Genomic DNA, 25,000 nt, shown 5'->3' with positions numbered 1-25,000 from the left:
CCGCTCCTCCTGTTTGTATTTCAGCCGTCGCAAACCTATGTTCTCCTCCAGTTTCAAACAGGGAGACGACGAGGAATGTTCGACGCAAAGAAGCTTCTCGACCAGTTCTTGGGTTCACAGATGCCAGGTCTCGGGGGTTCGGTCCGCGACAGGGCCGGCGACGCCGTGCAGACGGCAAAGAACAATCCGCTGGCGACTGGCGCCATTGCCGCCGTGCTTCTCGGCACCAAGACCGGCCGCGGTATTGCCGGCAATGCACTGGCGATCGGCGGCCTTGCCGCGATTGCCGGCCTCGGCTACCAGGCCTACAAGAATTACCAGGCGGGGCAGGCGCCCGCAGCCCCCTCGGATGCGCCGTCGGCAAACAATCCGGTTCTTCTGCCGCCGCCTGCCGAGTCCGGTTTCGGGCCGACGTCGCCTGCCGGCAGCAATGAATTCGTGCTGGTGCTGATCCGCGCGATGATCGCCGCCGCCAAGGCCGACGGTCATATCGACGATGCCGAACGCGCCCTCATCATGGACAAGGTCAAGGCCGCCGACGTCAGCGGCGAGGCTGCGGCCTTCATCGAACATGAACTCGCTTCGCCGACGGATATCGATGCGCTCGTTGCCGCCGCGACGACGGAAGAACAGCGCGTCGAGCTTTACACCGCCTCGCGGCTCACCATCGACCCGGATTCGCGCGCCGAGCGCGGTTATCTCGATCTGCTTGCCGGCCGCCTCGGCCTTGCCGACCAGCTGGTTGATCATATCGAGGCAACGGTGTCCTCCGCCAAGGTGACCTTGTCACAGTGACATCCAAAGCATGTCGCGCAAAAGTGTGCAGCGGTTTTGCGATAACGACAGGCGTCGGAAATAAAGACCTAAAGCGCGAGGAGCGAATCTGAAAGATTGCGACGCGCTTTAGGCCGGTTGCCTTTGTCGGGCGGCTGGCCTATCCACTCTTCCGAAAAGGGGAGTGGACATGCGCGATCTTGCAAATTTCAAGGGCTGCCCGGCGCCGAAGCCGGTCACGCTGAAGGGCCGTTTCGTCACTGTCGAGCCTTATCGGCGCGCCGAACATCTTGAGGCGCTTTGGGATGGGCTTGGCGGCATGGGCATCAATCCGCTGCTTCTCTATTTTGCACAGGACGACTTCTCCGGTATCGACGATTTCGCCAACTGGCTGGAAAACGTCTACACCAAGTCCGGTTGGCTCACCCATATCTTCCGCGACAACGCCACCGGCAAGATCGTCGGCATGGCCAATTATATGCGCGCCGACCCGGCAAACGGCGTCGTTGAGATCGGCGGTGTGGCACATGGCGCCGAGATGAAGCGTTCGCCGCTGTCGACCGAGGCGCATTACCTGATGGCCAAACACGTCTTCGAGGATCTCGGCTACCGTCGCTACGAATGGAAATGCGACAATAACAACGAGGCGAGCAAGACGACGGCCGCCCGTTACGGCTTCAGCTTCGAAGGCGTCTTCCGCCAGCACATGATCTCCAAGCGTCGCAACCGCGACACCGCCTGGTTCTCGATGATCGATGCCGAATGGCCGATGATCAACGATGCCTTCGAGGCCTGGCTTTCGCCTGGGAATTTCGATGCCGAGGGCAACCAGATCCGTCGCCTGCAGGACATCCGCGCCGATCTTGAAAAGGAAAGGCTGGTATGAGCCCGGAAAGCCGTTCGCAGGCGACCGCCGCCGGCATCATCCTGCTCAGCGCCGCTCTCGTCATCTATTTCCTGCCGACCATCGTGCTGTGGATCGGCAATTTCTCACCGACGCTGGCGATCGTCGTCGGCGTCTGCCTGATCATGGCGTTTTTCGCAGTCTTCTGGCTGCGGGCGCGCTACCAGCGCGGCCGGGGGAAATAGGTCTACAGCATTGCGCAATTCCGGAGGCAAAACCGCTGCGCACTTTTGCTGGTGCTCTAGCCCTGCAGCGAGGCCCCGAGCAGCAGGGCGCCCATCAGCATGACAAGCACGGCGCCGAGGATTTCGATGGCGTTGCCGATCCAGATCGAGGCGGTCGAGCCGCGTCCGGAGAGGCGGACGGCAGCACTCTTGGCGGTAACGGCAAGTGTGGCAAGCAGGGAAACGGTGATCGCCGTGCCAAGCGACATGGCGGCGACCGAAAGCACGCCGCCGAGATAGAGCCCGTTGAGCAGCGAGAAGGTCATGACCAGCAATGCGCCGGAGCAGGGGCGCAGACCGACGGCCACGATCGCCGACCAGGCCTCGCGGGCGCTGAACCTGTCGCCGGCGAGCAGGGCCGGATCAGGCACATGGGCATTGCCGCAGGTCTCGCAGACCATGCCGGGAACGAAGGTATGGCCGGCTTCCACAGCCTGCGCCTTGCCGTTGAAGGCATAGGCCTGGCGTTCGGCGGCATTGTCCTTCCAGTCGAGCATCATGCTGACCGGACCGGCCGGCGTCGCCATCAGCCGGCGGCGCGGCATGTTGCCCGCCAGCGAGCGCAGTTTGCGGAACAGCAGCCAGCCGCCAAAGAGGATGACCATGACGAAGCTTGAGATCTCCATCGCGTGGGTCGCCGCCGTCAGCGTGATGCCGGTGCCGCGCAGTACCAGCCAGGCGCCGCCGACCAGCGCCACCGCCATCACGCCCTGGACGAAGGCCGAAATGAAGGAAATCACCACGCCGCGCTTCAGCTCGACCTCGTTGGCGATCATGTAGGAGGAGATGACCGCCTTGCCGTGGCCTGGGCCGGCGGCATGGAAGACGCCATAGGCGAAGGAGAGGCCGATCAGCGATGCCAGCTGCCAGGGGTCTTGGCGCATCGCCTTCAAGGCACCGGTCAGCGCCCGGTAGAAGGCTTGCTGCTCATAATTGACGTAGAGAAATAGCGGTGCAAACGGCCCGCCTGTCGGCTGGAAGCTCGGCTCCGCCGTGCCGATGCCAAGCGGCGATTGCGCATGAGCGAGGCTTGCAGCCGTCACCAGCGCAAGGGTCGCAGCGGAAAGGATGAGGGGCAGGCGTTTCGTCAGCATGTGACCTCCAGCCGGGTGGCGAAGAGTTTGGACATGTTGGTGCCGGTGGGATCGTTGAAGAAGGCGTCTGTCAGCGACTGTTTGTTTTGCGAGATCACCTCGTCGGCATCCGGCCGCACCACCTGATGTTTGCAGGCCTTGAAGCCGTCTCCGACGATCGCAAGCTCGTTGTCTGTGGGAAAATCGATCGAGGTGTAGAGCGTCGGATCGTAGACGCCGAAAGTGAGCCTGCCCTTGAGCGGCATCTTCTCCACCGGCTTCACCGCGAAGAACATCAGCAGTTGGCCATCCTTGTAGTCGACATGGATGATGTCGGGCTTCTGGACGGTGATGTTCTTCCCGTTGATCGTCAGGTTCATGTAGTAGTCGTAATCGGCAAGCGACTTCTTGACCGTGTTGCCGACGTCGGTCAGCTCGTTCGGTTCCAGCTTCAGGTCGGTGTTCTTGTCGAAATCCATGACCACAGAGGACGAAAAGACCTCGTCGAAGCGCCAGACATTGCGCAGTTCCTCGACGCTGCCGTCCTTGCCGGCCACGACTTCGAGACGCGCCTCCACGAAGATGTGCGGATGGGCAAAGGCGGCCGCCGGCGCCAGCGAAAGAAGCGCGGCGATCAGTATCGTTGAATGTCTCATCTATCCCGCTGCCCTGTTCGCTGCCCCTGACTTCTTGCCAGAAATTGGGACGGAATTGGGACCGGGTTCAGCATCGCTTTGGCGCGGGCGGACGTTGATGCGGGGCGGAATGTCGCATCGCTTCGCAAGGGCGCTGCCCTACGGATGCTTCTTGAACCAGTTGTGCAGGTAGTCGACGAAGATCCTTACCTTGGCCGGGAGGTAGCGCCGGTGCGGATAGACGGCATAAATGCCGCGGTCGGTCGGGATGTAATCGTTGAACAGCGTGACGAGTTCGCCGCTCTCGATCGGCTTGCGGGCGATGAAATCCGGGATGAAGGCTACGCCGATGCCGGCGAGTGCTGCGCGTAATGTCGCATGCGGACTGTTGACCTCTATCGGTCCTGAAACGGCGACAGCGAACGAGGTGTTGTCGGGATTGTGGAAACGGATGCTCGCCTGGGTGCGCGCATTGGTATCGACGATGAAAGGGACGTTGGAAAGGTCCGTCGGATGCTCGAGGTTGGGATGACGCTCGAGAAACTCGGGGGTGGCGCAGATATGGATGCGGAAATCCGAGATCTTGCGGGCGATCATGCCGGAATCCTCGAGCTTGGTGATGCGGATCGCCACGTCGAAGCTTTCCTCGATCAGATCGACGAACCGGTCATCGGCGGCGATCTCCAGTGAAAGATCCGGGTTCTCCTTGGCGAAATCGATCAGCGACTGGCCGACATCGGCATCAACGAAGGTGCGCGGCACGGAAATGCGCAGCCGTCCTTTGAGCTGGGTATTGTTCTCACGCACGAGATCGGCGAGGTTGTCGATCTCCTTTAAGATATCGGAGGCGGTGCGGTAATAGGTATGGCCGGCTTCGGTCATGGAGAATTGCCGGGTGGTGCGGTTGAGCAGCAGGGCGCCGAGCTCATCCTCCAGTTCGCGCACATATTTGGAGAGCAGCGCCTTTGAGCGGCCGGTGCGTCGTGCCGCAGCGGAGAAGCCTTCGGCCTCGACGACATCGATGAAGGCACGTATGCGGGTCAAGGTATCCATGGCACCCCTCGGATTGTTTCGGAATGTTGAACAAATTGGCTCGTCTTGTTCAATTATTTTTTTAGCCCAAGATCAAAAAATCGCTTGATTATGAAGGCGAATATTCTTATTTCCCACTCAGCCCAAAGTCGCACGTGCCCATGGGTGTCCGCCGAACCCTCGAATTGGTGAGGAAATCGGTAAGGTACCTGGAATTAACCCCTCCAGTCGCTATTCCGGCCAACCGGAAAATGCGAGGACGCCTGAAGCAACGACGGTGCGGGCCTTTTTGTTCTCTCCCTGCTTTCCATCAGCGGGGGTTACTGAAGAGGCACACCATCATTGCCGGAAGTGCGGTTGGGATTCTCCCTCCAATCCATGGCAGACAAAGCCGAACTTACACCGCATCGCGGCGTTGGTTCACTATCCGCGCATCGAGCGCTTGCTATGGTTCCGGGGTCTCCACCGGCTGGTTCCAATGCGAGCTATCGTATGCCCTTTGTCCTCCGGTTCATACCGGAGCTCTGGAATTGGAAGAGGGAATCGATATGACCACCCAGCGCATCCGCGACTTTCTCGCAACCCGACGTCCCGATGGTCCCTGCCTCGTGGTTGACCTCGACGTCGTTCGCGACAATTTTCACGCGTTCCGTCACGCCATGCCGGACAGCGCCATCTACTACGCCGTCAAGGCCAATCCTGCTCCGGAAGTGCTGAAGCTGCTTGCAGGCCTCGGCTCCAATTTCGATTGCGCATCCGTTGCCGAAATCGAAATGGCGCTCGAAGCCGGTGCGACCGCCGCCCGCATCTCCTACGGCAATACGATCAAGAAGGAACGTGACGTTGCCCGTGCGCATGCGCTCGGCGTCAGCCTCTTTGCCGTCGACAGCCACGAGGAAGTCGAGAAGATCTCGCGCGCCGCCCCCGGCGCCCGTGTCTTCTGCCGCGTGCTCACGGATGGCGAAGGCGCTGAATGGCCGCTGTCGCGCAAGTTCGGCTGCGTTCCGCAGATGGCTGTCGACGTTCTCGTCTACGCCCATCAGCTTGGCCTGCAGTCCTATGGCGTCTCGTTCCATGTCGGTTCGCAGATGACCAAGGTCGATGCCTGGGATTCGGCACTCGCTGATGCCAAGCGCGTCTTCGTATCGCTTGCCAAGCAGGGCATCCACCTGCAGATGGTCAACATGGGCGGTGGCTTCCCGACCAAGTACCTGCGTGACGTTCCGTCCGCAGAAGCTTACGGCAAGTCGATCTACCAGGCGCTGCGCACGCATTTCGGCAACCAGATCCCGCAGACGATCATCGAGCCGGGCCGCGGCATGGTCGGCAATGCCGGTGTCATCAAGGCGGAAGTCGTGCTGATTTCGAAGAAGTCGGACAATGACGATGCCCGCTGGGTATTCCTCGACATCGGCAAGTTCGGCGGTCTGGCCGAGACGATGGACGAAGCCATCCGCTATCCGATCCGCACGGATCACGACGGCGACGAGATGGAGCCCTGCGTCATCGCCGGCCCGACCTGCGATTCGGCCGACGTGCTCTACGAGAAGAACCTCTATCCGCTGCCGATTTCCCTTTCGATCGGTGACGAGGTTCTGATCGAAGGCACCGGCGCCTACACGACGACCTATTCGGCGGTCGCTTTCAACGGTTTCGACCCGCTGAAGGCCTACATCATCTAAGGTCGTTTCCGCCGGCCCCGTAACCAGTCGGGGCGGCAACTTCACAATTTTCGTTCATCGCCGCTGATAACGGTATTGGGTACGGGAGGCCAAGATGGCCGCTGTTCTTGATTCTGTCCGCGCATTCTTTGCGCCTACCACTTTCGCCATCGACGCCGAAAATCCCTCGGATGTCGTTGCTCGTGAAAACCTGCTCGACCGCGTCATGGGCCCCGATCGCCGCAAGAAGTCGTCGGAGAAGATCCGTCGCAACCGCGTTCCCGCCGAGGGCCTTGCGCTCGTCGCACGCGATCGCGATGGCCATGTCATCGGCTCGGTGCGGCTCTGGAACATCGAGGCCGGCGTCAATGACGAAGGCACGCCGATCAATGCGCTGTTGCTTGGACCGCTCGCCGTTGCGCCCCATCACGGCGGCAAGGGCATCGGTTCGGCGCTGATGCGCGCGGCAATCCTCGAAACGAAGAAGCGCGGGCATGGCGCCGTCCTGCTCGTCGGCGATGCTGCCTATTACGAGCGTTTCGGCTTCTTTGCCGAGAAGGCTCGCCATCTTGTCATGCCGGGTCCGTTCGAACGTTCGCGCTTTCTTGCGCTCGAGCTCACGGAAGGGTGGCTTGACGGCGCGGCCGGCATGATCGTCCCTTCGGGACGCATGCTGGCCAGCGCGCCGGTTCGCCGCGCAGCCTAGAACAGGATGATTTTAGACGCGCGGCTCTGTAAGGCTGCGCCGACCGGCCGGCCAGGTTGGGAATCTTTCCCCCGGCTGGTAATGTCCGCGCCGTTTGACCACCCAGGCAGGCAGGCGGGCCTGGTGTGGTTGCGGCGCGGATTATCTTTTTGGCGGCTGAAGCGGCGCGGTCGCCAACTCCCCGGCGCACGCGGAAACACAATCGCGTGAAAAGTGGCGCCGGCACGCGAACATATCGCGACGATATCTTATGTTGCGCCGCATGATCCGCCTTCTCTCCCTTCTGCTTCTCTTCTGCCTGCCGCTTGCCGCAACAGGGCCGGCGGCTGCCCAGAGCACGGCTTCCGGCGTCGGCGGGCTTGGTCAGCGTCTCGATCGCGCGGCGAGCGACCCCGCGATGAGGCCTCTCAAGACGGTGATTGTCGCTCGCGACGGACGCGTGCTCAGCGAACGTGGGTTCCGTGGTCATTCGCCATCGGAATCGACCAATATCAAATCCGCTTCGAAATCGATCATTTCGGCGCTGGTCGGTATCGCCATCGACAAAGGCCTGCTGAAGGGGCCGGATCAGAAGATCGCACCGATCCTCAAGGCCGATCTGCCTGGAACGCCGGACCCGCGCATCAACGACATCACCATCGGCAATCTTCTTTCCATGCAGGCTGGGCTCGATCGCATGTCGGGGCCGAACTACGGCCGCTGGGTCTCTTCGCGCAACTGGGTGCGCTTTGCGCTCTCGCAGCCTTTCATCGATCAGCCCGGTGGCGAGATGCTCTATTCCACCGCATCCACCCATCTGCTTTCGGCCATTCTCACCAAGGTCGGCCGGCGGTCGACGCTGGCGCTGGCGCGCGAATGGCTGGGTCCTGTCGAAGGCTTCCGCATTGGTGCATGGGAACGCGATCCGCAAGGCATCTATCTCGGTGGCAATCAGATGGCGATGAGCGCCCGGTCGCTGCTTGCCTTCGGCGAACTCTACCGCAACGGCGGCAAGACCGCCGACGGCCGCCAGATCGTACCTGCCGACTGGATCTCGCAATCGTGGCAGCAGCGCACAAGCTCGCGCTTCTCGAGCGATGAATATGGCTATGGCTGGTTCACGCGGCAGATCGGCGGCGAGCAGGTGCATTTCGCCTGGGGTTATGGCGGGCAGATGCTCTATATCGTGCCGTCGCTCGATCTCACCGTCGTCATGACCTCGGAAGAGAGCGGTCCATCTGCCCGAAACGGTTACAGGGACTTGCTGCACGGTCTGTTGGCGGACATTATCGGCGCGGTGCGGGCCGCCTGACGACAGCGCCGCGCGTCTTTGCAGACCCGCAAAGGACGCTGTAACGCTTGAATTGCTGCATTATGCCGCAGGAAAAACCCGTAATCGTTAAATTCTTAGCGAAGCGCCCAATCAAACCGCAAAACGCTTCCTGTAAATTCCGCAAGAATTTCGGGAAAGCGCCATGCTGCTGGATCTCAGGACAATCTATTTCATTGTTGCCGTGAGTTGTTTCGTGCTGGGCATTCTCCAGCTTGCAGCCTATGCGACCGGCCGCTTCGAGAGGTGGCCGCTCTGGTGGGGTTTGAGCAACCTTCTTGTCGGCGTCGGGTCCTTCCTCGTCGCGTTGCGCAATTTCGTTCCCTACTCCGTCTCGATCGATGGCGGCAATATCGTCACCATCGCCGGCTACATGCTGATGTTCTTTGCCGTGCGGGTGTTTTCGGGACGAGCGCTCAACCAGCGCACTTTCTGGCTTGCCATCTTGCTCGTCAGCGTTCCTGTCGTCCTTATCGTCCGCGATCCCTCGGCAGTCTCGGGGAGGCTCCTCTACGTCTCCGTCATCTGCTGCCTCTGCGATCTTGCCGTCGCAAGGGAGGCAATCATCATTGCCCGGCGCGAGAGGCTCTATTCGGCAGCCCTGCTGGTCGGCCTCTATATTTGCACTGCGGCAATCTTTGCGGTTCGCAGCATTCTCGCGGCGACCGGTGAGATCGGTGGGCCGGATCCTTTCGGCGGCAGTGCAATTCACAGCTGGATGGCGGTATCGGCAGTCGCGTTCATCATGCTTCGCAGCATGGCCATGGTGCTGATGGCTGCCGAGCGCAGCCGAAATCAGCTGACGGAACTCGCTCACCACGATCCGCTGACCGGCGCCCTCAATCGCGGTGGCCTTGCCCAGCATCTGCCGGCTCTCGGTTCCCAGCCGGTCTCGCTGCTGATCATCGATATCGACCATTTCAAGCAACTGAACGACAGGCATGGCCATGCCGCCGGCGACGATATCCTGCGGCTTTTCGCCAGTGTTTCGAGAAGCATCATGCGCTCCGACGACCTGCTTGCCCGTCAAGGTGGGGATGAGTTCCTGGCGGTGCTGAAAAATGTTTCCCGGGAGGATGCAGTGGCGATTGCCGAGCGCATCCGTCTCGCCTTCGCCGCCGCCGTCATGCAGCGGCCGGATCTGGCAGTCTTTCCGACCCTGAGCATCGGCGTTGCCGCGCGCGCGGAAAGCGGCGGAGATTTTGAACGGCTGGTGCAGAAGGCCGATGAGGCGCTCTATCGTTCGAAGCGCGAGGGCCGCAACCGGGTCGAAGCCTTCGGGGAGAATCAGCAGGCAGCGTAGGAACGGGGCGAATGTTCCTATCTCGGAGCAGCTCTATCTTTTTTGCTTTTGCGCAATTCCGGACGCAAAACCGCTGCGCACTTTTGCTGGAATTGCTCTAGATATTTTGGTCCATCGTCTCGGCCGGGATTTCGTCGGCGCGGTGGATGCGCACGACGGTTGCCGGCACGCCGGCAACGGTGCAATGGGTGGGAACCGATTTGAGCACGACGCTGCCGGCTGCAACTTTGCTGAAGGCGCCGATTTCGATATTGCCGAGGATCTTGGCGCCAGCGCCGATCATCACGCCGTGGCGGATCTTCGGGTGGCGGTCGCCGGTCTCCTTGCCGGTGCCGCCGAGCGTAACGTTCTGCAGGATCGACACTTCATCCTCGATGACCGCCGTTTCGCCGATGACGACGCCCGAACCGTGGTCGAGCATGATGGACGCGCCGATCCGCGCCGCCGGATGGATATCCGGGCCGAAGACCAGCGAAACGAGATTGGCGAGCCAGCTGGCGATCTCCGGTCGGCCGGCGATCCACAGCGCATGGGCGATGCGATGCGTCTGCAGCGCATGAAAGCCCTTCAGATTGAGAAGTGCGTGCAGAGATGTCGTGCAGGCCGGATCGCGCTCGCGCACGGCGATGAGATCGGCCTCGACCTTCCGCATGATATCATCATCAAGTGTGGACAGGATGAGATCGAACAGATCACCGGTTTCCACCTGCGCCACGGAGAGCCGCGCGGCCAGCACGCGGGCGATGATCTCATTGTTGTTGGCGGTGTCCGTTACCTGAGCGGCAAGCAGCCGCTGCAATATCGGCTCGCGTGCCGCAAGCTCAGCTGCCTCGGAGCGGATCACGGTCCAGACGGATGCGTCGCCCAAAGGCTGCGGCTGTTGTTCAGTCAAACCGAGGCCGGTCGATTTCGACATTCCCGTTTCCTCTGTCAGCCAGGGTGGCGCGCAAGCGCTTCCGGTGTGGTTCATGTTTCGCCCGGGCAAGGCATTTGGCAAGCCCTGATTATAGTCTAGCCGTCCGACGGTTGCAGGTCCGGTGTCCGCTCCGGAAGCCGGCGCCAATGATAGAGCACATCCGGCTCCCGTTCTTCATTGTCGGCGCCATCAGTCTCCTCTTCGGCGGTAAAATCGTGCCGTTGGTAGAAAGCACGAGCGCCCGCATTACGCTGGAACGTCCAGAGCCTGATTTCGTCCATCTCTTCCTTGGCGCAGCCGAGAAGCAAGGAGCCGATGCCCTTGCCTTGAAAGTCGGGGAGAACGTAAAGCTGCTCTATCCAGTTGTTGCCATAGGCGATGATGCCGACGAGCCGGTTTCCCAGGGCGGCGCCAAGGACCGAGCAATTCGGCAGCAGATGTATGCGCCAGTACTGCTCTTCCTCCTCGGGCGTGTGCAGATCCGACAGCCATGGCAGCCGCTGCCACAGTGAGGCACGTCTGATTTCGGCTGCGGCTTGCATGTGGTCGACTGTCAGCGCCACGATTTCGGGTTCCGTCAGGGCGTCGTCCATTGCCGGCAGCGGGTCTCAAGCCGCAATATCGATGACGCCGCAGTCGCCGGCTTCGGAGCCGAAGGCGAGCAGCTTGCCGTTTTTGCTCCAGCTCATCGCCGTGATCGCGCCCTTGCCGGGTCGGCGCAGCAGCGCTTCCTTGCTGTCGGCGATGCGCACGGCCAGGATCATGCCGTCGATGAAGCCGATGGCGAGGATATCCTCGAGCGGATGGAACTTCACCGCGGTCGCCATGATATTGGCGCGAGTGCCGAGCTCCAGCGGCGCCTTGCCCATCGGCCCGTCCTTGCCCTGGAAGGGCCAGACGATTGCCGCAGGCGCGCCTGAAGAGGCGAGCCACTTGCCCTTGACCGACCAGGAGAGCGATTTCACCTTGGAGGGGTAGCCGGTCATGCGCATGTGGCGGGCTTCGGTGCCAGGCTTGATGTCGAGCTTCCAGCCGTGCAGTGCGTTTTCCTGCATCGAGGTGACGAGGAAATTACCATCAGGCGAGAAGGTGACGCCGGTATGCGCACCCTTCCATTCAAGATCGACCGGCTTGGCGTTCATGCCGATCCAGTGCAGCGACACGCCGTTGTAGCGTGCCGCCGCGATGCGTAGGCCCTTCGGCGCAAAGGCAAGGCCTTCGACCGTGCGCTCCTCGGGGAATTCCTTGGTCGTGCCGTCGGCAAGGCGCACGAGCGAACTCTTGCCGTGGGAATAGGCAACGGCACCCTGCGGGCCGGCTGCGACCTGCGAAATCCACTTGCGCGGCGCGGTCGCGATTTCGCTGACGCTGCCGTCGGCGGCAATGCGCAGCACCTTGCCGTCCTCGCCGCCCGAGATCAGGCTCTCGCTGTAGGGATCACGAATGGCGGTGAGCATGCCCTGGTGGGCTTCGGAAACCCTGTCGCCGCCTTCCAGCCGGTGGAAAGTACCGTTTGCGCTTGCGAAGAAGGGAACATCACCTAAAAATTCGACGGCCAGAACGTGGCCGTCGAGATCAAGCGGTGCAACTGTCGGCATCAGGCGGCTGCCCCGCAGGCCTTGAAGGAGGCTTCGAGCTTCTCGCGGTCGAGTTCGCGGCCGATGAAGACGAGACGGCTTTCATGCTTCTCACCTTCCTTCCACGGCCTCTGGTGATCGCCCTCGATGATCATGTGCACGCCCTGAACGACGTAACGCTCGGGATCGTCCTTGAAGGCGATGATGCCCTTGAGACGCAGAATATTCGGCCCCTGCGTCTGGGTGATCTTCTGGATCCAGGGGAAGAAGCGCTCCGGGTTCATCTCGCCGCCGCGCAGCGATACCGACTGCACCGTCACATCGTGAATGGCCGACATCGCGCCATGTTGATGGGCGCCATGGTGATGATGGTCGTGACCGTGGTCATCATGCTGATGACCGTGATGATCATGGTCATGATGGTGGTGGTCGTGATCGCAATCGGGGCCGCAGACATGGTCGTCATGACCCTGCTCGAGGAAATGCGGATCGTTTTCGAGCGCGCGTTCCAGGTTGAAGGCGCCCTGATCGAGCACGCGGGCGAGATCGACACCGGAGCGGCTGGTCTTGTAGACGCGGGCAGCGGGGTTGATGGCGCGGACGATATCCTCGATCACATCAAGTTCTTCCGCGGTCACGAGGTCGCTCTTGTTGATGATGACGACGTCGGCGAAGGCGATCTGGTCCTCGGCCTCGCGGCTGTCCTTCAGGCGCAGCGGCAGGTGCTTGGCATCGACGAGGGCGACGACGGCGTCGAGCTCGGTCTTGGCGCGCACATCGTCATCCATGAAGAAGGTCTGGGCGACCGGCACCGGATCGGCAAGGCCCGTCGTTTCGACGATGATGCCGTCGAAGCGGCCGGGACGGCGCATCAGGCCTTCGACGACGCGGATGAGGTCGCCGCGCACCGTGCAACAGACGCAGCCATTGTTCATCTCGTAGATTTCCTCGTCCGACTCGACGATCAGGTCGTTGTCGATGCCGATTTCGCCGAATTCATTGACGATGACCGCATATTTCTTGCCGTGATTTTCGGAGAGAATGCGGTTCAGCAACGTCGTCTTGCCGGCGCCGAGATAACCGGTGAGCACGGTAACGGGAATAGGCTTCAGGGTGGAGATCGCGTCGGTCATGAGAACCTCTAGGATTAGGCGTGCGGCCGAGCGGCTTGGGATCGGCTGCTTGAACGGTTGGTCTCATATAATGGCTTGAGCGCGGCAGTTCAAAGGGTTTTATAATGTTATAAGATCACATCGTTTGCGCGGCGCAGACGACCCATATTTACCGCAGCTGAGTGATGTCGAATGCATCGACATCCTCCAGCAGTTCCACCAGTCCCTTGACCGCATGCGCAATCAGCGCCTCGCCCTTTTGCGCCGTCGCAGCAGCGGCGTTGCCCGCCACGCCTTCCGTGTTGAGATCCGACATCTTCCAGCCGAAGGCGTGCGGCCCGTAGGCGCGCAGATGCTTGAAGCGCCTGGCGAATTCCGTCTGTCGCGAGGAAAAGTCCGCCGCCTTCGCCATATCTACCTTGTCTGGATGAAGCGCCAGCATCACCGAGGTCTCGATATCGCCGCCATGAATGCCGATCGCCTTTTCCTCCGGCGTGACCACGCCATCCGGCACGCCGAAACGGGTCCAGCTCGTTGCCACCGCCAGCATGGCAAAGCGGACCCGCGCCTCGGTCGCGACGACTGATATGACCGGCGAATTGCCGCCATGGGCATTCAGCATCACGAATTTGCGGATGCCCTGCTTCGCCAGGCCTTCGGCGATGCCGAGCCAGCGGTTTACCGCCTCGTCGAAGGCAAGCGTCTTCGTTCCTTCAACATCCATATGCTCTATGGAATAGCCGATGGATTCGGCGGGCAGGAAGGTGACCGGCAGGCCGGCGGGCAAGGCTATCTTCAATCGCCCGGCGATGCCTTCGGCAATCAGAGTGTCGGTTTCGAAGGGCAGGTGAGGGCCATGCTGTTCATAGGCGCCGAGCGGAAGCACGGCGATCAAGCGGCGCCCGTCAGGTGCAAAGGCCGGGTTGCCGTCCTCGAAGCGCGGCGAAGGTGTCATCATCCGGTCGTTGCCTCTTGTTTATGACGAGATCCTGAGCAATGTCATATCGCAGCGGCGTCGGGGCTTAAAGATCAAAGGGATGGCTATGGGAAAGAAGCACAAGGACGGCAAAAAGAACAAGTCCAAGAAGAAGGACCAGACCGAGTATACGCTCGTCGATCTCTCCCCGGCTCTGACCCAGGCGGCGCGTTCCATGCGGACGGTGCTCTCGCGCAACCTGCTTGAAAGCGGCCTCTATGCCGGCCAGGATGGCGTCATCCTCTCGCTTGCCGAAAGTGACGGCATGACGGCAGGCGGCCTTGCCCAGAAGCTCGGCGTCAAGGCGCCGACGATGACGCGCACGATCGGCCGCATGGAGGCGCAGGGCTTTCTCGAGCGCAAACCCGATGCCGAGGATGCACGCCTCACCAAGGTCTATCTCACCGAACTCGGCCGTGGCAGCGTGCAGGGGATCGAGTTGGCGGCTTCGGCCTGCGACATGCTGGCGACGCAGGAGTTCTCCGAGAAGGAAATTCGCAATCTCGTCCGATTGCTGAAGGCGATCGATGCCAATCTGCAAGCCGAAGCCATTCATATCGAAGAACCGGACGAAGACTGAAATTTCCCCGAAAGACGAATTGCTTCCATCGATTAAATCTTTTAATTAAACATTTTAAGGGCCGCGCCGGTTTGACGGCGGGGTCTTGCTGCTTGCGTGCTGCCTGGAGGAGGACACGTGGTCCAGAAGATCAAGCTTTCGACAATCGCCGAAACGCTCGGCATTTCAACGGCGACCGTATCGCTTGCCTTACGCGACAGTCCGCTCGTCGCCGGCAATACGCGGGAGAAGATCAAGGAACAGGCGCGCGCGCTCGGCTATATCTACAATCGCCGTGCCGCCAGCCTTCGCACGTCGCGCTCCGGCATCATCGGCGTCGTTGTGCACGACATCATGAACCCCTTCTATGGGGAGATCCTGAAGGCGATCGAAAGCGAGCTCGACCGCAGCCGCCACACCTTCATCCTTTCCAACCATTACGACAATGTCGAAAAGCAGCGCACCTTCATCGAGACGCTTCTGCAGCTCGGCGGCGACGGCGTCATCATGTCGCCGGCGATCGGTACGCCGCCTGAGGACGTGCAGCTGGCAGAAGACAACGGCATGCCGGCGATCCTGGTCGCCCGCTCGATGGAAGGGCAGGACCTGCCGACCTATCGCGGCGACGACAGCTACGGCATCTCGCTTGCCACCAACCACCTGATCGGCCTCGGTCATCGCTCGATCGCCATGATCGGCGGTACGGACCAGACATCCACCGGCCGCGACCGTTACCAGGGTTATGTCAACTCGCTGCGCAAGGCCGGCATCGAGGTCGATCCGAACCTGCGCATTCCCGGACCGCGCTCGAAGCAGGGCGGTTTCGAGGCCGCAGTGCATTTCCTTTCGCTACCACAGAAGCCGACCGCAGCCGTCTGCTGGAACGATCTCGTGGCGATCGGGCTGATGAACGGCATTGCACGCGCCGGGCTAGTGCCGGGACGCGATATTTCCGTCACCGGTTATGACGATCTCGAGGAGGCCTCGATCGCCACCCCGGCGCTGACGACCGTCTGGAATGGTCAGGCCGAGGTCGGGCGCCTGGCCGCCCGGGCGCTGCTCGATCGCCTTGCCGGCAGCCATGAGCCTGATGGCATGCATCTGATCAAGCCGGAAATGCGCATTCGCCAGTCAACCAGTCCCCATCGGCCCCGCGCCTGAACCACGACCGCCATCCAAGAGGAAAAGCCATGTCCCGCATCGCCATTCTCGTTCCTGGGAAGATACACGAGCGTGTTCTCGAAAGGCTGAAGGATCGTTTTGAGATTATTGCCGTCGCACGCGAGGAGAAGCTTGTGCTGGACAGCGAGACTGCCGGACGCATCCGCGGCGTCGCCGTTTCCGGTTCCTTCCCGGGTGCCTGGATGGAGCAGCTGCCGCATACTGAAGTGATCGCCAATTTCGGGGTCGGTTATGACGGCGTCGACGTGAAACATGCCGCCGAAAAAGGCATCGTCGTTACCAATACGCCTGATGTGCTGAACGACGAGGTCGCCGATACGGCGATCGGCCTGTTGCTGAACACGGTTCGCGAACTGCCACGGGCCGAAGCGTGGCTGCGTGCGGGCAACTGGAAACCGGGCACGGCCTATCCGCTGTCGCGCTTCTCGCTCAAGGGTCGCCATGTCGGGCTCTACGGCCTTGGTCGCATCGGGCTCGAAATCGCCAAGCGGCTGGAGCCGTTCAAGGTGAAGATCAGTTATCACACACGTTCGCGCCATGCCGACGTGTCCTACGATTATCACCCGACGTTGAAGGGGCTGGCGGAAGCGGTGGATACGCTGATCGCCATCGTTCCGAAGACGCCGCAGACGCACAAGACGATCGATGCGGATATTCTGGCAGCACTCGGCCCTGACGGCATTCTCGTCAATGTCGGCCGTGGCTGGACGGTGGACGAGGCGGCGCTGAGTGCCGCTCTTGCCTCCGGCGCACTCGGTGCTGCCGGCCTCGACGTCTTCTATGAAGAGCCGACCGTGCCTGCCGACCTGCTGGAACCGACCAATGCCGTGCTGCTGCCGCACGTCGCCTCCGCATCTGTGCCGACGCGCAATGCGATGGCCGATCTCGTCGCCGACAATCTCATTGCCTGGTTCGAGAAGGGTGCGGCTTTGACGCCGGTGCCGGAGACGCCGCAGAAGGCTTAGGCGCGGGTTGGCTCGGCGGACGATGCTTGCTGCCAAGCAACAGACATAGCGCTTCGCGGGCGCCTGGAATCAGGCGATCGCCTGTGCCGGGAGAACCGGCAGCTTGGCGGCGGCATAGCTGCGGACGGCGTCGCCGAAAGCGGCGAACAGCTGGTTCGAGGACTTGTCGGTTTCAGCCCAATATTCCGGATGCCATTGCACGCCGACGGCGAAGGCCTTGGCGTCGATGACGGAAACGGCCTCCACCGTGCCGTCCTCGGCGATCGCTTCGACCTGCAGGCGTGGGGCGGTTCTGGCGATTGCCTGGCGATGTAGGGAATTCACGCGGATCTCGCCCGGACCGAGAATACCAGCGATGCAGGAGCCTTCCTTGACGTGAACAGTCTGGCGAATGGCGTACATGCCGTGCCGGTCGACGCCTTCCGGTCGGCGATGGTCCCAGATGCCGGGCTGCTCCTGGATCTCGCTTGCCAGCGAGCCGCCGAGGGCGACATTCAGCTCCTGGATGCCGCGGCAGATGGCGAGCAGCGGGATGGCGCGGTCGATCGCGCGGCGGATGAGCGGCAGGCTGGTGGCGTCGCGGGCGGGATCGAAGGGGCCGTCCTTGTCATTCGCCTCGGCACCGTAGAGCGAGGGATGAACATTGCTGGCCGAACCGGAGACCAGCAGGCCGTCGACGCGGTCGAGGATCGCGTCGATATCGTAGCCTTCCTCGAAAGCGGGGATGATGAAGGCCATGACACCGGATGCGTTCAGTGCGGCGCGCAGATATTGATGCTGGACGGCATGCCAGGTCGCGCCGTCGAAGCTGCGGATATCGGCAGGAATGGCAACGATCGGTTTCGTCATATCAGCCCCAGGCAAAATCTTTGTGCTCGTCGTTTCTTCCGCCTGAACGGCCGTCAAGTCAACGCTTGGCTGTATCAGGTGGCCAAATTGCGAGGGAAGCGGCACCCTGCCTTCCCGGTTTACGGCTAAGCCGCTGATTCTGATGGATACGTGCGCGTTGCCTTATTGCTGTCTTGATGCCAAAGGCTAATAGACTAAAGCTTGAATCGCGGCTTGCGCCATGCTTAGCTTTGCCCTTGCTGCGGGTAGGGGTGAGATTGGCCGCGCAGTGTCATCTATATGGGAGGTTTTTGATGGATCGTCGTTCGTTTTTCAAGAAGGCGGGAACCGCCAGCGCCGGTGCGGTCGCCGCAACGGCATTGGCAGCGCCTGCGATCGCGCAGGAGAATCCGAAGATCGCGTGGCGCATGACGTCGTCGTTTCCGAAGAGCTTGGATACGATCTATGGCGGAGCCGAGGATATCGCCAAGCATGTTGCAGCGGCGACAGATGGCAATTTCACGATCCAGCCCTTTGCGGCCGGTGAAATCGTGCCGGGTTTGCAGGCCGTCGATGCCGTTGCCGCCGGTACGGTCGAGGCAGCCCACACCACTTCCTATTATTTCGTCGGCAAGGACCCGACCTATGCCATCGGAACGGCCATTCCGTTCGGGCTGAACAGCCGCCTGACCAATGCCTGGTACTATGAAGGCAACGGCAATAAGCTGATGAATGAATTTTATGCCACACAGGGCATGTATGCGCTGCCGGCAGGCAATACCGGTGCGCAGATGGGCGGCTGGTTCCGCAAGGAAATCAACACGCTCGACGACCTCAAGGGCGTCAAGATGCGCATTGCCGGTCTCGCCGGCCGCGTCATGGAGAAGGTCGGCGTCATCCCGCAGCAGATCGCCGGCGGCGACATCTATCCGGCGCTGGAAAAAGGCACGATCGATGCGGCGGAATTCGTCGGCCCCTATGACGACCTGAAGCTCGGCTTCCACAAGGTGGCGAAGTACTACTATTATCCGGGCTGGTGGGAAGGTGGCCCGACGGTGCATGGGTTCTTCAATCTCGAAAAATGGAGCAGCCTGCCCAAGCATTATCAGGCAGCGCTGACCGACGCCTGCGCTTTCGCCAACACCAACATGCTGGCGAAGTACGACACGAAGAACCCGACCGCGCTGAAGCAGCTGGTCGCGGAAGGCGCGACGCTGCGGCCGTTCAGTCAGGAGATCATGGAAGCTTGCTTCCAGGCGGCGACAGGCATCTACAGCGAAATTTCGGGCACGAACCAGTATTTCAAGAAGATCTACGACGACCAGACCGCCTTCAAGCGGGATGCCTATCTCTGGATGCAGCTGTCGGAGTACACCTTCGATACGTTCATGATGATCCAGCAGCGGGCCGGGAAGCTTTAAGGCTTTCCGCCGGCAGGCTCGACGCTTTAGACGAAGGCGATACCAAAACCCCGGATTTCCGTCCGGGGTTTTGTTTTTGCTGGACTATTTTGCCGGTGGCGGCGGTGCTCCCGGCAGGCCGTTCAGTGGTGGCAGGGTCAGGCCGGGGATCTGCGGTGAGCCATTGCCGCCGCCGCCCATCGGCGGCAGGCCGAGCTGGCCGCCGAAACCCGGGACTTCGATCTTGATCGAGTTCGGGTCGACCTTCGGGCCGTGATCCAGCCAATAGGTTACCGATTGCGGCCAGAAGATCACGATCGCCACCAGGATCAGCTGCATGCCGACCCAGGGGAGCGCGCCCATGTAAATATCCGAGGTCTTGACGTCCTTGCTGGCGATCGAGCGCAGATAGAAGAGCGCGAAGCCGAAGGGCGGGTGCATGAAGCTCGTCTGCATGTTGACGCAGATCAACACGCCGAACCAGATCAGGTCGATGCCGAGACTGGAGGCGACGGGTGCCAGCATGGGGATGACGATGAAGGCGATCTCGAAGAAATCGAGGAAGAAGGCGAGCACGAAGATGAAGATGTTGACGAAGATCAGGAAACCAACCGGTCCGCCGGGAATGCCCGACAGCATGTGCTCGATCCAGCGTGAGCCGTCCATGCCCTGGAAGACCAGGCTGAAACAGGTGGAGCCGATCAGGATCATCACCACCATGGATGTGATGTGCGTGGTCGATGCCATGGCCTCACGGATCAGCGGCCAGGTGAGGCGGCGATTCATGGCGGCGAGCAGCATGGCGCCGACGACGCCGAGCGCGCCTGCCTCCGTCGGTGTCGCAAGGCCCATGAAGATCGTGCCGAGCACGAGGAAGATCAGCACGATCGAGGGCACCATGCCCATCAGCACCTTCACGAGCAGCGCCCAGTTGAAGTCGCCGCGCACCTCCTTCGGCAGCGGCGGCATCGATTTCGGCCGGATGATCGACAACACCAGGATGAAGAGCACGAAGATCGTCACCTGCAGGATCGAGGGACCGATCGCGCCGAGATACATGTCGCCGACCGACCTGCCGAGCTGATCGGCAAGAACGACGAGCACGAGCGAGGGCGGGATCACCTGAGTGATCGTGCCCGAGGCGGCGATGACGCCGGTGGCAAGGCGCGGATTGTAGCCATAGCGCAGCATGATCGGCAGCGAGATCACCCCCATGGTGATGACGGAGGCCGCCACCGTGCCGGTGATCGCGCCGAGCACGGCGCCGACGAGGATGACGGCATAGGCGAGGCCCCCGGGTATGCCCCCGAAGAGTTTGCCTGTGCCTTCGAGCAGGTCCTCGGCAAGCCCGCAACGCTCCAGCACCGCCCCCATGAAAGTGAAGAAGGGGATGGCGAGCAGGAGGTCGTTGGAAAGGATGCCAAAGAAGCGCAGCGGCAGTGCCTGCAGGAAGACTTCGCCGAAATGGCCGGTGACGATGCCGACTATGCCGAAAAACAGGCCGACGGCGGCGAGCGAAAAGGCGACCGGAAAGCCGTAGAGCATGAAGATGACCATGCCCAGGAACATGGCCGGCGGGATAATGCCGAAATCAAACAAATCCGTTTCTCCCAGCCCGCGCTACTGCAGCGGTTTTTCGTATTTTGTATCGATGCTGATATGGCCGGTAACGGCTGCGATCCGCTTGATCAGTTCGGAAACGCCCTGAAGGGAAAGCAACCCGAAGCCGGCGACGAGGACCAGCTTGACGGGCCAGCGGATCAGCCCACCGGCGTTGCCCGATATTTCTCCCTGCTGGTAGGACAGTGCGAAGAACGGCCAGCAGATCCAGGTGAGGAAGACGCATGCGGGAAGCAGGAAGAGGATGAGGCCGACGATGTCGATCCAGATCTTCGCCCTGTCGGAAACCGAACCATAAATCAGATCGACGCGGACATGCTCATTGTTGCGCAGCGCATGCGAAGCGCCGAGCATGACGACGAAGGCGAAGAGATACCACTGGATCTCAAGCCAGCCGTTCGAACTGTAGTTGAAGGCATAGCGGACGATGGCGTTTCCGGCGCTGATCAGACAGCAGAACAGCACCATATATTCGGAAATTTTGCCCATGAACTGACTGATCGAGTCGATCAGCCGGCTTGCTGCCAGAAGTACCGACATTCGCCTCCCCTTGTTCTTGTCCTGCCGGTTTTCCGGCAGCTTTTCCCTCTTGCAATCGATGTAGACCACGGCCTTTGAAATTGGAAGGATAAATGCCTGGCGTTGGAGTATAGTCTTAGACGCATCGGCCCGGCCGCAGAGCCGTCAAATATTTCAACAACCCAGGCGTGGATAAATTATTTCAATAATCTCGCCAACAGGCTGCACTAGCGCGCGTAGGCTGTGCTGTTCATCCTATGGTTTTAGAAAATTTGACCAAATGTTTGATTCCATTGAAATCAATTTTTAAAAGGTTGGGCTTAGAATTCCCGCGCACAGGGAAAGTGTGGATGAAGCCAGATAACCCGAACAGGGTCCCTTTAGATGTGTATTTGTCGTTTGTGAGTTCCCTTTCCGGGAACCGCATGACGCTGCTTGCTGGCGTGATCGTGCATGTCGCGACCTGCCTTGCCGTTGCTGCCAAGACGCAGTCCTTCGTCTACATCCTGCTGTCGGTCGCCTTCCTCCTGGTCTTCTGCGTTCGCATGGTCGTCTTCCGGCAATTCGACCGCGTCGACAAGGAGAGCCTGTCGCACGCCGGAATCGAGCGTTGGGAGCGGATCCTGGTGGCTGGTGCGGCCTGCACCACCGCCCTGCTTGGCATCGCCAGCGGATACGCCATCTTCGTGGTCCACGATTCCTTTGCGGAGCTCGCCTGCATTGCCGTCACCATGGCGACCATGGTTTCCGTTGTCGGCCGCAACTATGGTTCGCGCCTGGCGGTCGACCTCCAGACCTTCTCCTGCTGTCTGCCGATGATCGTCTGCAGCCTGTTGGCGCTGGATTTTTATCGTGGCCTGCTGTCGATCTTCCTCATTCCCTTTTGGCTGACGACGCGGGCCATGGCGAACGGCGTGCGCGAGTTCCTCTATGAGAATGTCATCGCGCGCCGGGAAATCACCATCATCGCCGACCGCTTCGATACGGCGCTCAACAACATGCCGCATGGCCTGGTCATGGTCGATGCCGAAAACCGCATCCAAGTCGTCAATCGCAAGGCCTGCGAGCTTTTGAAAATCGGTGCGCCGGATCGGTTGAAGGACCGCGATCTCGGCGCCGTGCTACGCTACGGCGCGCGCTACAGCTTCATGGACGCCTCGCAGCCGGAGCTCATCCTGCGCCAGCTCACCCAGGTCGCCGAAGGCAACCTCTCGCGCACGCTCATTCATTTCCCCGAGAGCCTGTCGCTCGAATTTTCCGCCAGCCGAAGGGCCGACGGCGGCGCCGTGCTGATCTTCGAGGACGTGTCGAGCCGAGTGAAGGCCGAGCAGAAGATCATGCACATGGTCCGCTTCGATGCGCTGACCGGCCTGCCGAACCGCGAATATTTCGGGCAGCTGGTGCAGGAGTATCTCGCCAAACATCAAAGGAAGTCCGGGCCGCTCGGCTTCATGGTCCTCGATATCGACGAATTCAAACATGTCAACGACATGCGCGGCCACGTTACGGGCGACCACTTGCTCTGCGCCATCGCCGCCCGCATCAAGCAGGCCTCCGGCAACGCCATCCTCGGCCGGTTGATGGGAGACCAGTTCATCCTGTTCTTCCCGCATGCCAAGGAGCCGGCTTCGCTCGACGTCGAGATCCGCCGCGTGCATGCCGCAATCCAGGGCAATTACGCGGTCGACGAGCTGACCTTCCTCGTTTCGCTCAGCGCCGGCTACGCGATTCTCGAAAGTGCCGCGTTTGCGATGGATGAATGGAGCGTCAAGGCGGATCTGGCGCTGTTCGAAAGCAAGTCGCGCTTCAAGGGCGGTATTTCCGGCTTCGAGCGGGAGATGGATGGCCGCTATATCGAGCAGCAGAAGCTGAAGGCGGATCTGCGCGAGGCGGTCTCGGCGCAGGCGCTGCATCTCGCCTTCCAGCCGATGTTCCGGGCCGACGGCTCGCGGATCGAATGCGCCGAGGCGTTGGCGCGCTGGGTTCATCCGGAGAAGGGCTCGATCCCGCCCGACGTCTTCATCCGGCTCGCCGAGGATATGGGCATCATCTCCGACATCACCCGCTTCGTCCTGTTCAAGGCGTGCAGCGAATGCATGAACTGGCCGGAACATATCGCTGTCTCGGTCAACCTGTCGGCGCGGGATCTGCGCGATGCCGATATTCTTTCGGTGGTCGCCGAAGCACTTGCCCATTCCGGCCTCGACGCAGCGCGGCTGCATCTCGAAGTCACCGAAAGCTGCCTGATCGACGAGCCGGCGGCCGTGCGCGCCATCCTGGCCGAGCTCAGGGCCTGCGGCATCACCATCGCTATCGACGATTTCGGTACCGGCTTCTCCAGCCTCAGCTATCTCGACACGCTGCCGCTCGATATCGTCAAGATCGATCGTTCCTTCGTGCGCAACATCGTCGAGGATAACCGCCGCCTGAAGCTGCTGCGCGGCACGGTCCATCTCGCCCGCGAACTGGGCCTGAAGATCGTCATCGAAGGCGTCGAAACCGAGGAGCAGCTCGCACTGCTCAACAAGCACCGCAGCGCCGATCTTGTTCAGGGCTACGTTTTCTCGCCGCCGGTACCTTCCCAGAATATCACGCTATTGCAGCAGGGCATCGGCCGCCGCGTCGTGCAACGCCGCCGCAACAAGGTCGCCTGAGCGGTCTGAGCGGACGGTTTCCCCCTGAACAGCGCGCCCCGCGTTAACCTTAACGATTTAAAAACAATGGAAATTATCGGATTTCCTTGCCTAAATGTCGCCGGCATATGATTAATGATCCGTTAACAAGCGGATCGAGAAATGTCAGAGACACTGTTCAAGCGTAGTGATTTCAGCACAAAAATTTTGGAAGTTTTGGATCATGTCGAGTATCGCCGCGTCGAAAGCAGCGAAGACATGGAGCAGGTAGAACGGTTGCGCTACAAGGCTTATAAGGCGCATGACGTGCTGGCGCTCGCCCCGAAAGGGCTGCTGGACGACAGCGATTTCGACAGCCACGCCTATATCTTCGGTCTGTATTATTATGGGGAACTGGTCAGTACGATCCGGGTTCATTATGTGACACCGGAACATCGCCTCAGTCAGTCCGGTGGCGCCTTTCCCGAGGCGATGGATGAACTTCTGGATGCGGGGCTGACCTTGATCGATCCGGCGCGTTTTGCGGCCGATCCCGAACTCACCGCCGATCTGCCGTGGGTTCCCTATCTGACACTGAGGCCGACCATCGTGGCGGCGGCGTATTTCCGTGCCGACCGCGTTCTTCAGTTCGTTCGGCCGCCGCATGCGGCCTTCTACAAGCGGGTCTTCTATGCCGATACGGTCGTGCCCGGCCGGCTGGCGAAGAATTACGGGATCGACATGACGCTGATGGCGACGAATGTGATCGAGGTCGGACGAAAGCTGCTGACGCGCTATCCCTTCTTCATCTCCAGCGCCAGCGAGCAGCGCATGATGTTTTCGCGCAATCCCAACGACACCTTGCCGCCGCTCACCATCATTCCGACGGCGCGTTTCGTGCCGCAAGGCGAACTCGGCACCGACCTGCCGCTGTAATTTGCCTTGTCCCTGACGGCGAGAGATCTTCGCCGGGGCAAATGAGGAGGACGACGGACACAGGCGATATCAACCGTCCTCAGATCATATTCCGGGCCTTTGACATGGCGGTTGCCACACGCGCCTGCGGCATTCTCATGCATTGCGCTTTCGCCTGTCATTGTGTAATCCCTGCAC

24 protein-coding genes are annotated in these 25,000 nt (G+C 61.0%); 13 read left to right on the top strand and 11 right to left on the bottom strand.

Features of this window, described 5'->3' with window-relative positions:
* Positions 1-75 precede the first annotated feature (75 nt).
* The 3 genes from ELH03_RS18670 to ELH03_RS18660 all read left to right on the top strand — a co-directional run bounded on the left by ELH03_RS18670 (position 76) and on the right by ELH03_RS18660 (position 1,863).
* Positions 76-795, top strand: a complete 720-nt coding sequence (locus ELH03_RS18670; RefSeq protein ID WP_018072739.1) for a tellurite resistance TerB family protein — start codon at positions 76-78, stop codon at positions 793-795.
* 169 nt (positions 796-964) lie between these two features.
* A complete protein-coding gene (locus ELH03_RS18665; protein WP_128405211.1) occupies positions 965-1,660 on the top strand; it encodes a GNAT family N-acetyltransferase in 696 nt (231 codons plus the stop codon).
* A complete protein-coding gene (locus tag ELH03_RS18660) occupies positions 1,657-1,863 on the top strand; it encodes a hypothetical protein (protein WP_017967931.1) in 207 nt (68 codons plus the stop codon). Before ELH03_RS18665 ends, ELH03_RS18660 begins: the two co-directional genes overlap by 4 nt.
* A gap of 56 nt (positions 1,864-1,919) precedes the next feature.
* On the opposite strand, the gene ELH03_RS18655 is transcribed toward ELH03_RS18660, so the two are convergent.
* From ELH03_RS18655 to ELH03_RS18645, 3 genes are all read right to left on the bottom strand, one after another.
* Positions 1,920-2,996 carry a nickel/cobalt transporter gene (locus ELH03_RS18655; RefSeq protein ID WP_128405210.1) on the bottom strand — a complete coding sequence of 359 codons (1,077 nt, stop codon included), beginning with the start codon at positions 2,994-2,996 and terminating at the stop codon, positions 1,920-1,922.
* Positions 2,990-3,631 carry a DUF1007 family protein gene (locus ELH03_RS18650; RefSeq protein ID WP_105007396.1) on the bottom strand — a complete coding sequence of 214 codons (642 nt, stop codon included), beginning with the start codon at positions 3,629-3,631 and terminating at the stop codon, positions 2,990-2,992. Before ELH03_RS18650 ends, ELH03_RS18655 begins: the two co-directional genes overlap by 7 nt.
* Positions 3,632-3,769: 138 nt before the next feature.
* The gene (locus ELH03_RS18645) at positions 3,770-4,663 is read right to left on the bottom strand and encodes a LysR family transcriptional regulator (protein ID WP_128405209.1); all 894 of its coding nucleotides are present in this window, start codon (positions 4,661-4,663) and stop codon (positions 3,770-3,772) included.
* A 527-nt stretch (positions 4,664-5,190) separates the two neighbouring features.
* On the opposite strand from ELH03_RS18645, the gene odc2 reads away from it, so the two are divergent.
* From odc2 to ELH03_RS18625, 4 genes are all read left to right on the top strand, one after another.
* Positions 5,191-6,324 carry an ornithine/lysine decarboxylase gene (odc2, locus tag ELH03_RS18640; protein ID WP_018517632.1) on the top strand — a complete coding sequence of 378 codons (1,134 nt, stop codon included), beginning with the start codon at positions 5,191-5,193 and terminating at the stop codon, positions 6,322-6,324.
* A gap of 94 nt (positions 6,325-6,418) precedes the next feature.
* Positions 6,419-7,009 carry a GNAT family N-acetyltransferase gene (locus ELH03_RS18635; protein ID WP_128405208.1) on the top strand — a complete coding sequence of 197 codons (591 nt, stop codon included), beginning with the start codon at positions 6,419-6,421 and terminating at the stop codon, positions 7,007-7,009.
* Between the two features lie 262 nt (positions 7,010-7,271).
* Positions 7,272-8,300, top strand: coding sequence for a serine hydrolase domain-containing protein (locus tag ELH03_RS18630; RefSeq protein ID WP_164902200.1), 1,029 nt, complete (start codon positions 7,272-7,274; stop codon positions 8,298-8,300).
* Between the two features lie 163 nt (positions 8,301-8,463).
* Positions 8,464-9,621, top strand: coding sequence for a GGDEF domain-containing protein (locus ELH03_RS18625; RefSeq protein WP_128411551.1), 1,158 nt, complete (start codon positions 8,464-8,466; stop codon positions 9,619-9,621).
* 97 nt (positions 9,622-9,718) lie between these two features.
* On the opposite strand, the gene cysE is transcribed toward ELH03_RS18625, so the two are convergent.
* From cysE to ELH03_RS18600, 5 genes are all read right to left on the bottom strand, one after another.
* Positions 9,719-10,537 (bottom strand): serine O-acetyltransferase, encoded by an 819-nt coding sequence (cysE, locus tag ELH03_RS18620; RefSeq protein ID WP_128411552.1) that lies wholly within the window; start codon positions 10,535-10,537, stop codon positions 9,719-9,721.
* A 95-nt stretch (positions 10,538-10,632) separates the two neighbouring features.
* Positions 10,633-11,130 carry a GNAT family N-acetyltransferase gene (locus ELH03_RS18615; RefSeq protein WP_128403337.1) on the bottom strand — a complete coding sequence of 166 codons (498 nt, stop codon included), beginning with the start codon at positions 11,128-11,130 and terminating at the stop codon, positions 10,633-10,635.
* Between the two features lie 15 nt (positions 11,131-11,145).
* Positions 11,146-12,135, bottom strand: coding sequence for a WD40 repeat domain-containing protein (locus tag ELH03_RS18610; protein ID WP_128403338.1), 990 nt, complete (start codon positions 12,133-12,135; stop codon positions 11,146-11,148).
* Positions 12,135-13,247 carry a CobW family GTP-binding protein gene (locus ELH03_RS18605; protein ID WP_128403339.1) on the bottom strand — a complete coding sequence of 371 codons (1,113 nt, stop codon included), beginning with the start codon at positions 13,245-13,247 and terminating at the stop codon, positions 12,135-12,137. The genes ELH03_RS18610 and ELH03_RS18605 overlap by 1 nt, the downstream gene beginning before the upstream one ends.
* A gap of 148 nt (positions 13,248-13,395) precedes the next feature.
* Complete coding sequence (locus ELH03_RS18600; RefSeq protein ID WP_128411553.1) at positions 13,396-14,184, bottom strand: creatininase family protein; 789 nt, start codon at positions 14,182-14,184, stop codon at positions 13,396-13,398.
* An 85-nt stretch (positions 14,185-14,269) separates the two neighbouring features.
* Here ELH03_RS18600 and ELH03_RS18595 point away from each other — a divergent pair, with 85 nt between their 5' ends.
* The 3 genes from ELH03_RS18595 (at position 14,270) to ELH03_RS18585 (ending at position 16,908) form a co-directional block, all read left to right on the top strand.
* Complete coding sequence (locus ELH03_RS18595) at positions 14,270-14,782, top strand: MarR family winged helix-turn-helix transcriptional regulator (protein WP_128403341.1); 513 nt, start codon at positions 14,270-14,272, stop codon at positions 14,780-14,782.
* A 117-nt stretch (positions 14,783-14,899) separates the two neighbouring features.
* Positions 14,900-15,922: a LacI family DNA-binding transcriptional regulator gene (locus ELH03_RS18590; protein ID WP_003542973.1), complete on the top strand. Its 1,023-nt coding sequence runs from the start codon at positions 14,900-14,902 to the stop codon at positions 15,920-15,922.
* 29 nt (positions 15,923-15,951) lie between these two features.
* Positions 15,952-16,908, top strand: coding sequence for a 2-hydroxyacid dehydrogenase (locus ELH03_RS18585; protein WP_128411554.1), 957 nt, complete (start codon positions 15,952-15,954; stop codon positions 16,906-16,908).
* 69 nt (positions 16,909-16,977) lie between these two features.
* Here ELH03_RS18585 and ELH03_RS18580 read toward each other — a convergent pair whose 3' ends face one another.
* The gene (locus ELH03_RS18580; RefSeq protein ID WP_128411555.1) at positions 16,978-17,757 is read right to left on the bottom strand and encodes a gamma-glutamyl-gamma-aminobutyrate hydrolase family protein; all 780 of its coding nucleotides are present in this window, start codon (positions 17,755-17,757) and stop codon (positions 16,978-16,980) included.
* 293 nt (positions 17,758-18,050) lie between these two features.
* On the opposite strand from ELH03_RS18580, the gene ELH03_RS18575 reads away from it, so the two are divergent.
* Complete coding sequence (locus ELH03_RS18575; protein WP_018243590.1) at positions 18,051-19,157, top strand: TRAP transporter substrate-binding protein; 1,107 nt, start codon at positions 18,051-18,053, stop codon at positions 19,155-19,157.
* A gap of 84 nt (positions 19,158-19,241) precedes the next feature.
* Here the strand turns inward: ELH03_RS18575 and ELH03_RS18570 are convergent, their stop codons facing one another.
* Positions 19,242-20,735: a TRAP transporter large permease gene (locus ELH03_RS18570; protein WP_128403344.1), complete on the bottom strand. Its 1,494-nt coding sequence runs from the start codon at positions 20,733-20,735 to the stop codon at positions 19,242-19,244.
* 21 nt (positions 20,736-20,756) lie between these two features.
* Complete coding sequence (locus tag ELH03_RS18565) at positions 20,757-21,296, bottom strand: TRAP transporter small permease subunit (protein ID WP_128403345.1); 540 nt, start codon at positions 21,294-21,296, stop codon at positions 20,757-20,759.
* Between the two features lie 329 nt (positions 21,297-21,625).
* On the opposite strand from ELH03_RS18565, the gene ELH03_RS18560 reads away from it, so the two are divergent.
* Positions 21,626-23,929 carry a putative bifunctional diguanylate cyclase/phosphodiesterase gene (locus tag ELH03_RS18560; protein ID WP_130766576.1) on the top strand — a complete coding sequence of 768 codons (2,304 nt, stop codon included), beginning with the start codon at positions 21,626-21,628 and terminating at the stop codon, positions 23,927-23,929.
* A 141-nt stretch (positions 23,930-24,070) separates the two neighbouring features.
* Positions 24,071-24,823 carry an N-acyl amino acid synthase FeeM domain-containing protein gene (locus tag ELH03_RS18555; RefSeq protein WP_003542957.1) on the top strand — a complete coding sequence of 251 codons (753 nt, stop codon included), beginning with the start codon at positions 24,071-24,073 and terminating at the stop codon, positions 24,821-24,823.
* Positions 24,824-25,000 lie beyond the last annotated feature (177 nt).

Source organism: Rhizobium beringeri, assembly GCF_004306515.1.
Taxonomy (GTDB): domain Bacteria; phylum Pseudomonadota; class Alphaproteobacteria; order Rhizobiales; family Rhizobiaceae; genus Rhizobium; species Rhizobium beringeri.
The sequence above is the reverse complement of the archived record's forward strand: the minus strand, read 5'-3'. Positions and strand labels throughout refer to the sequence as shown.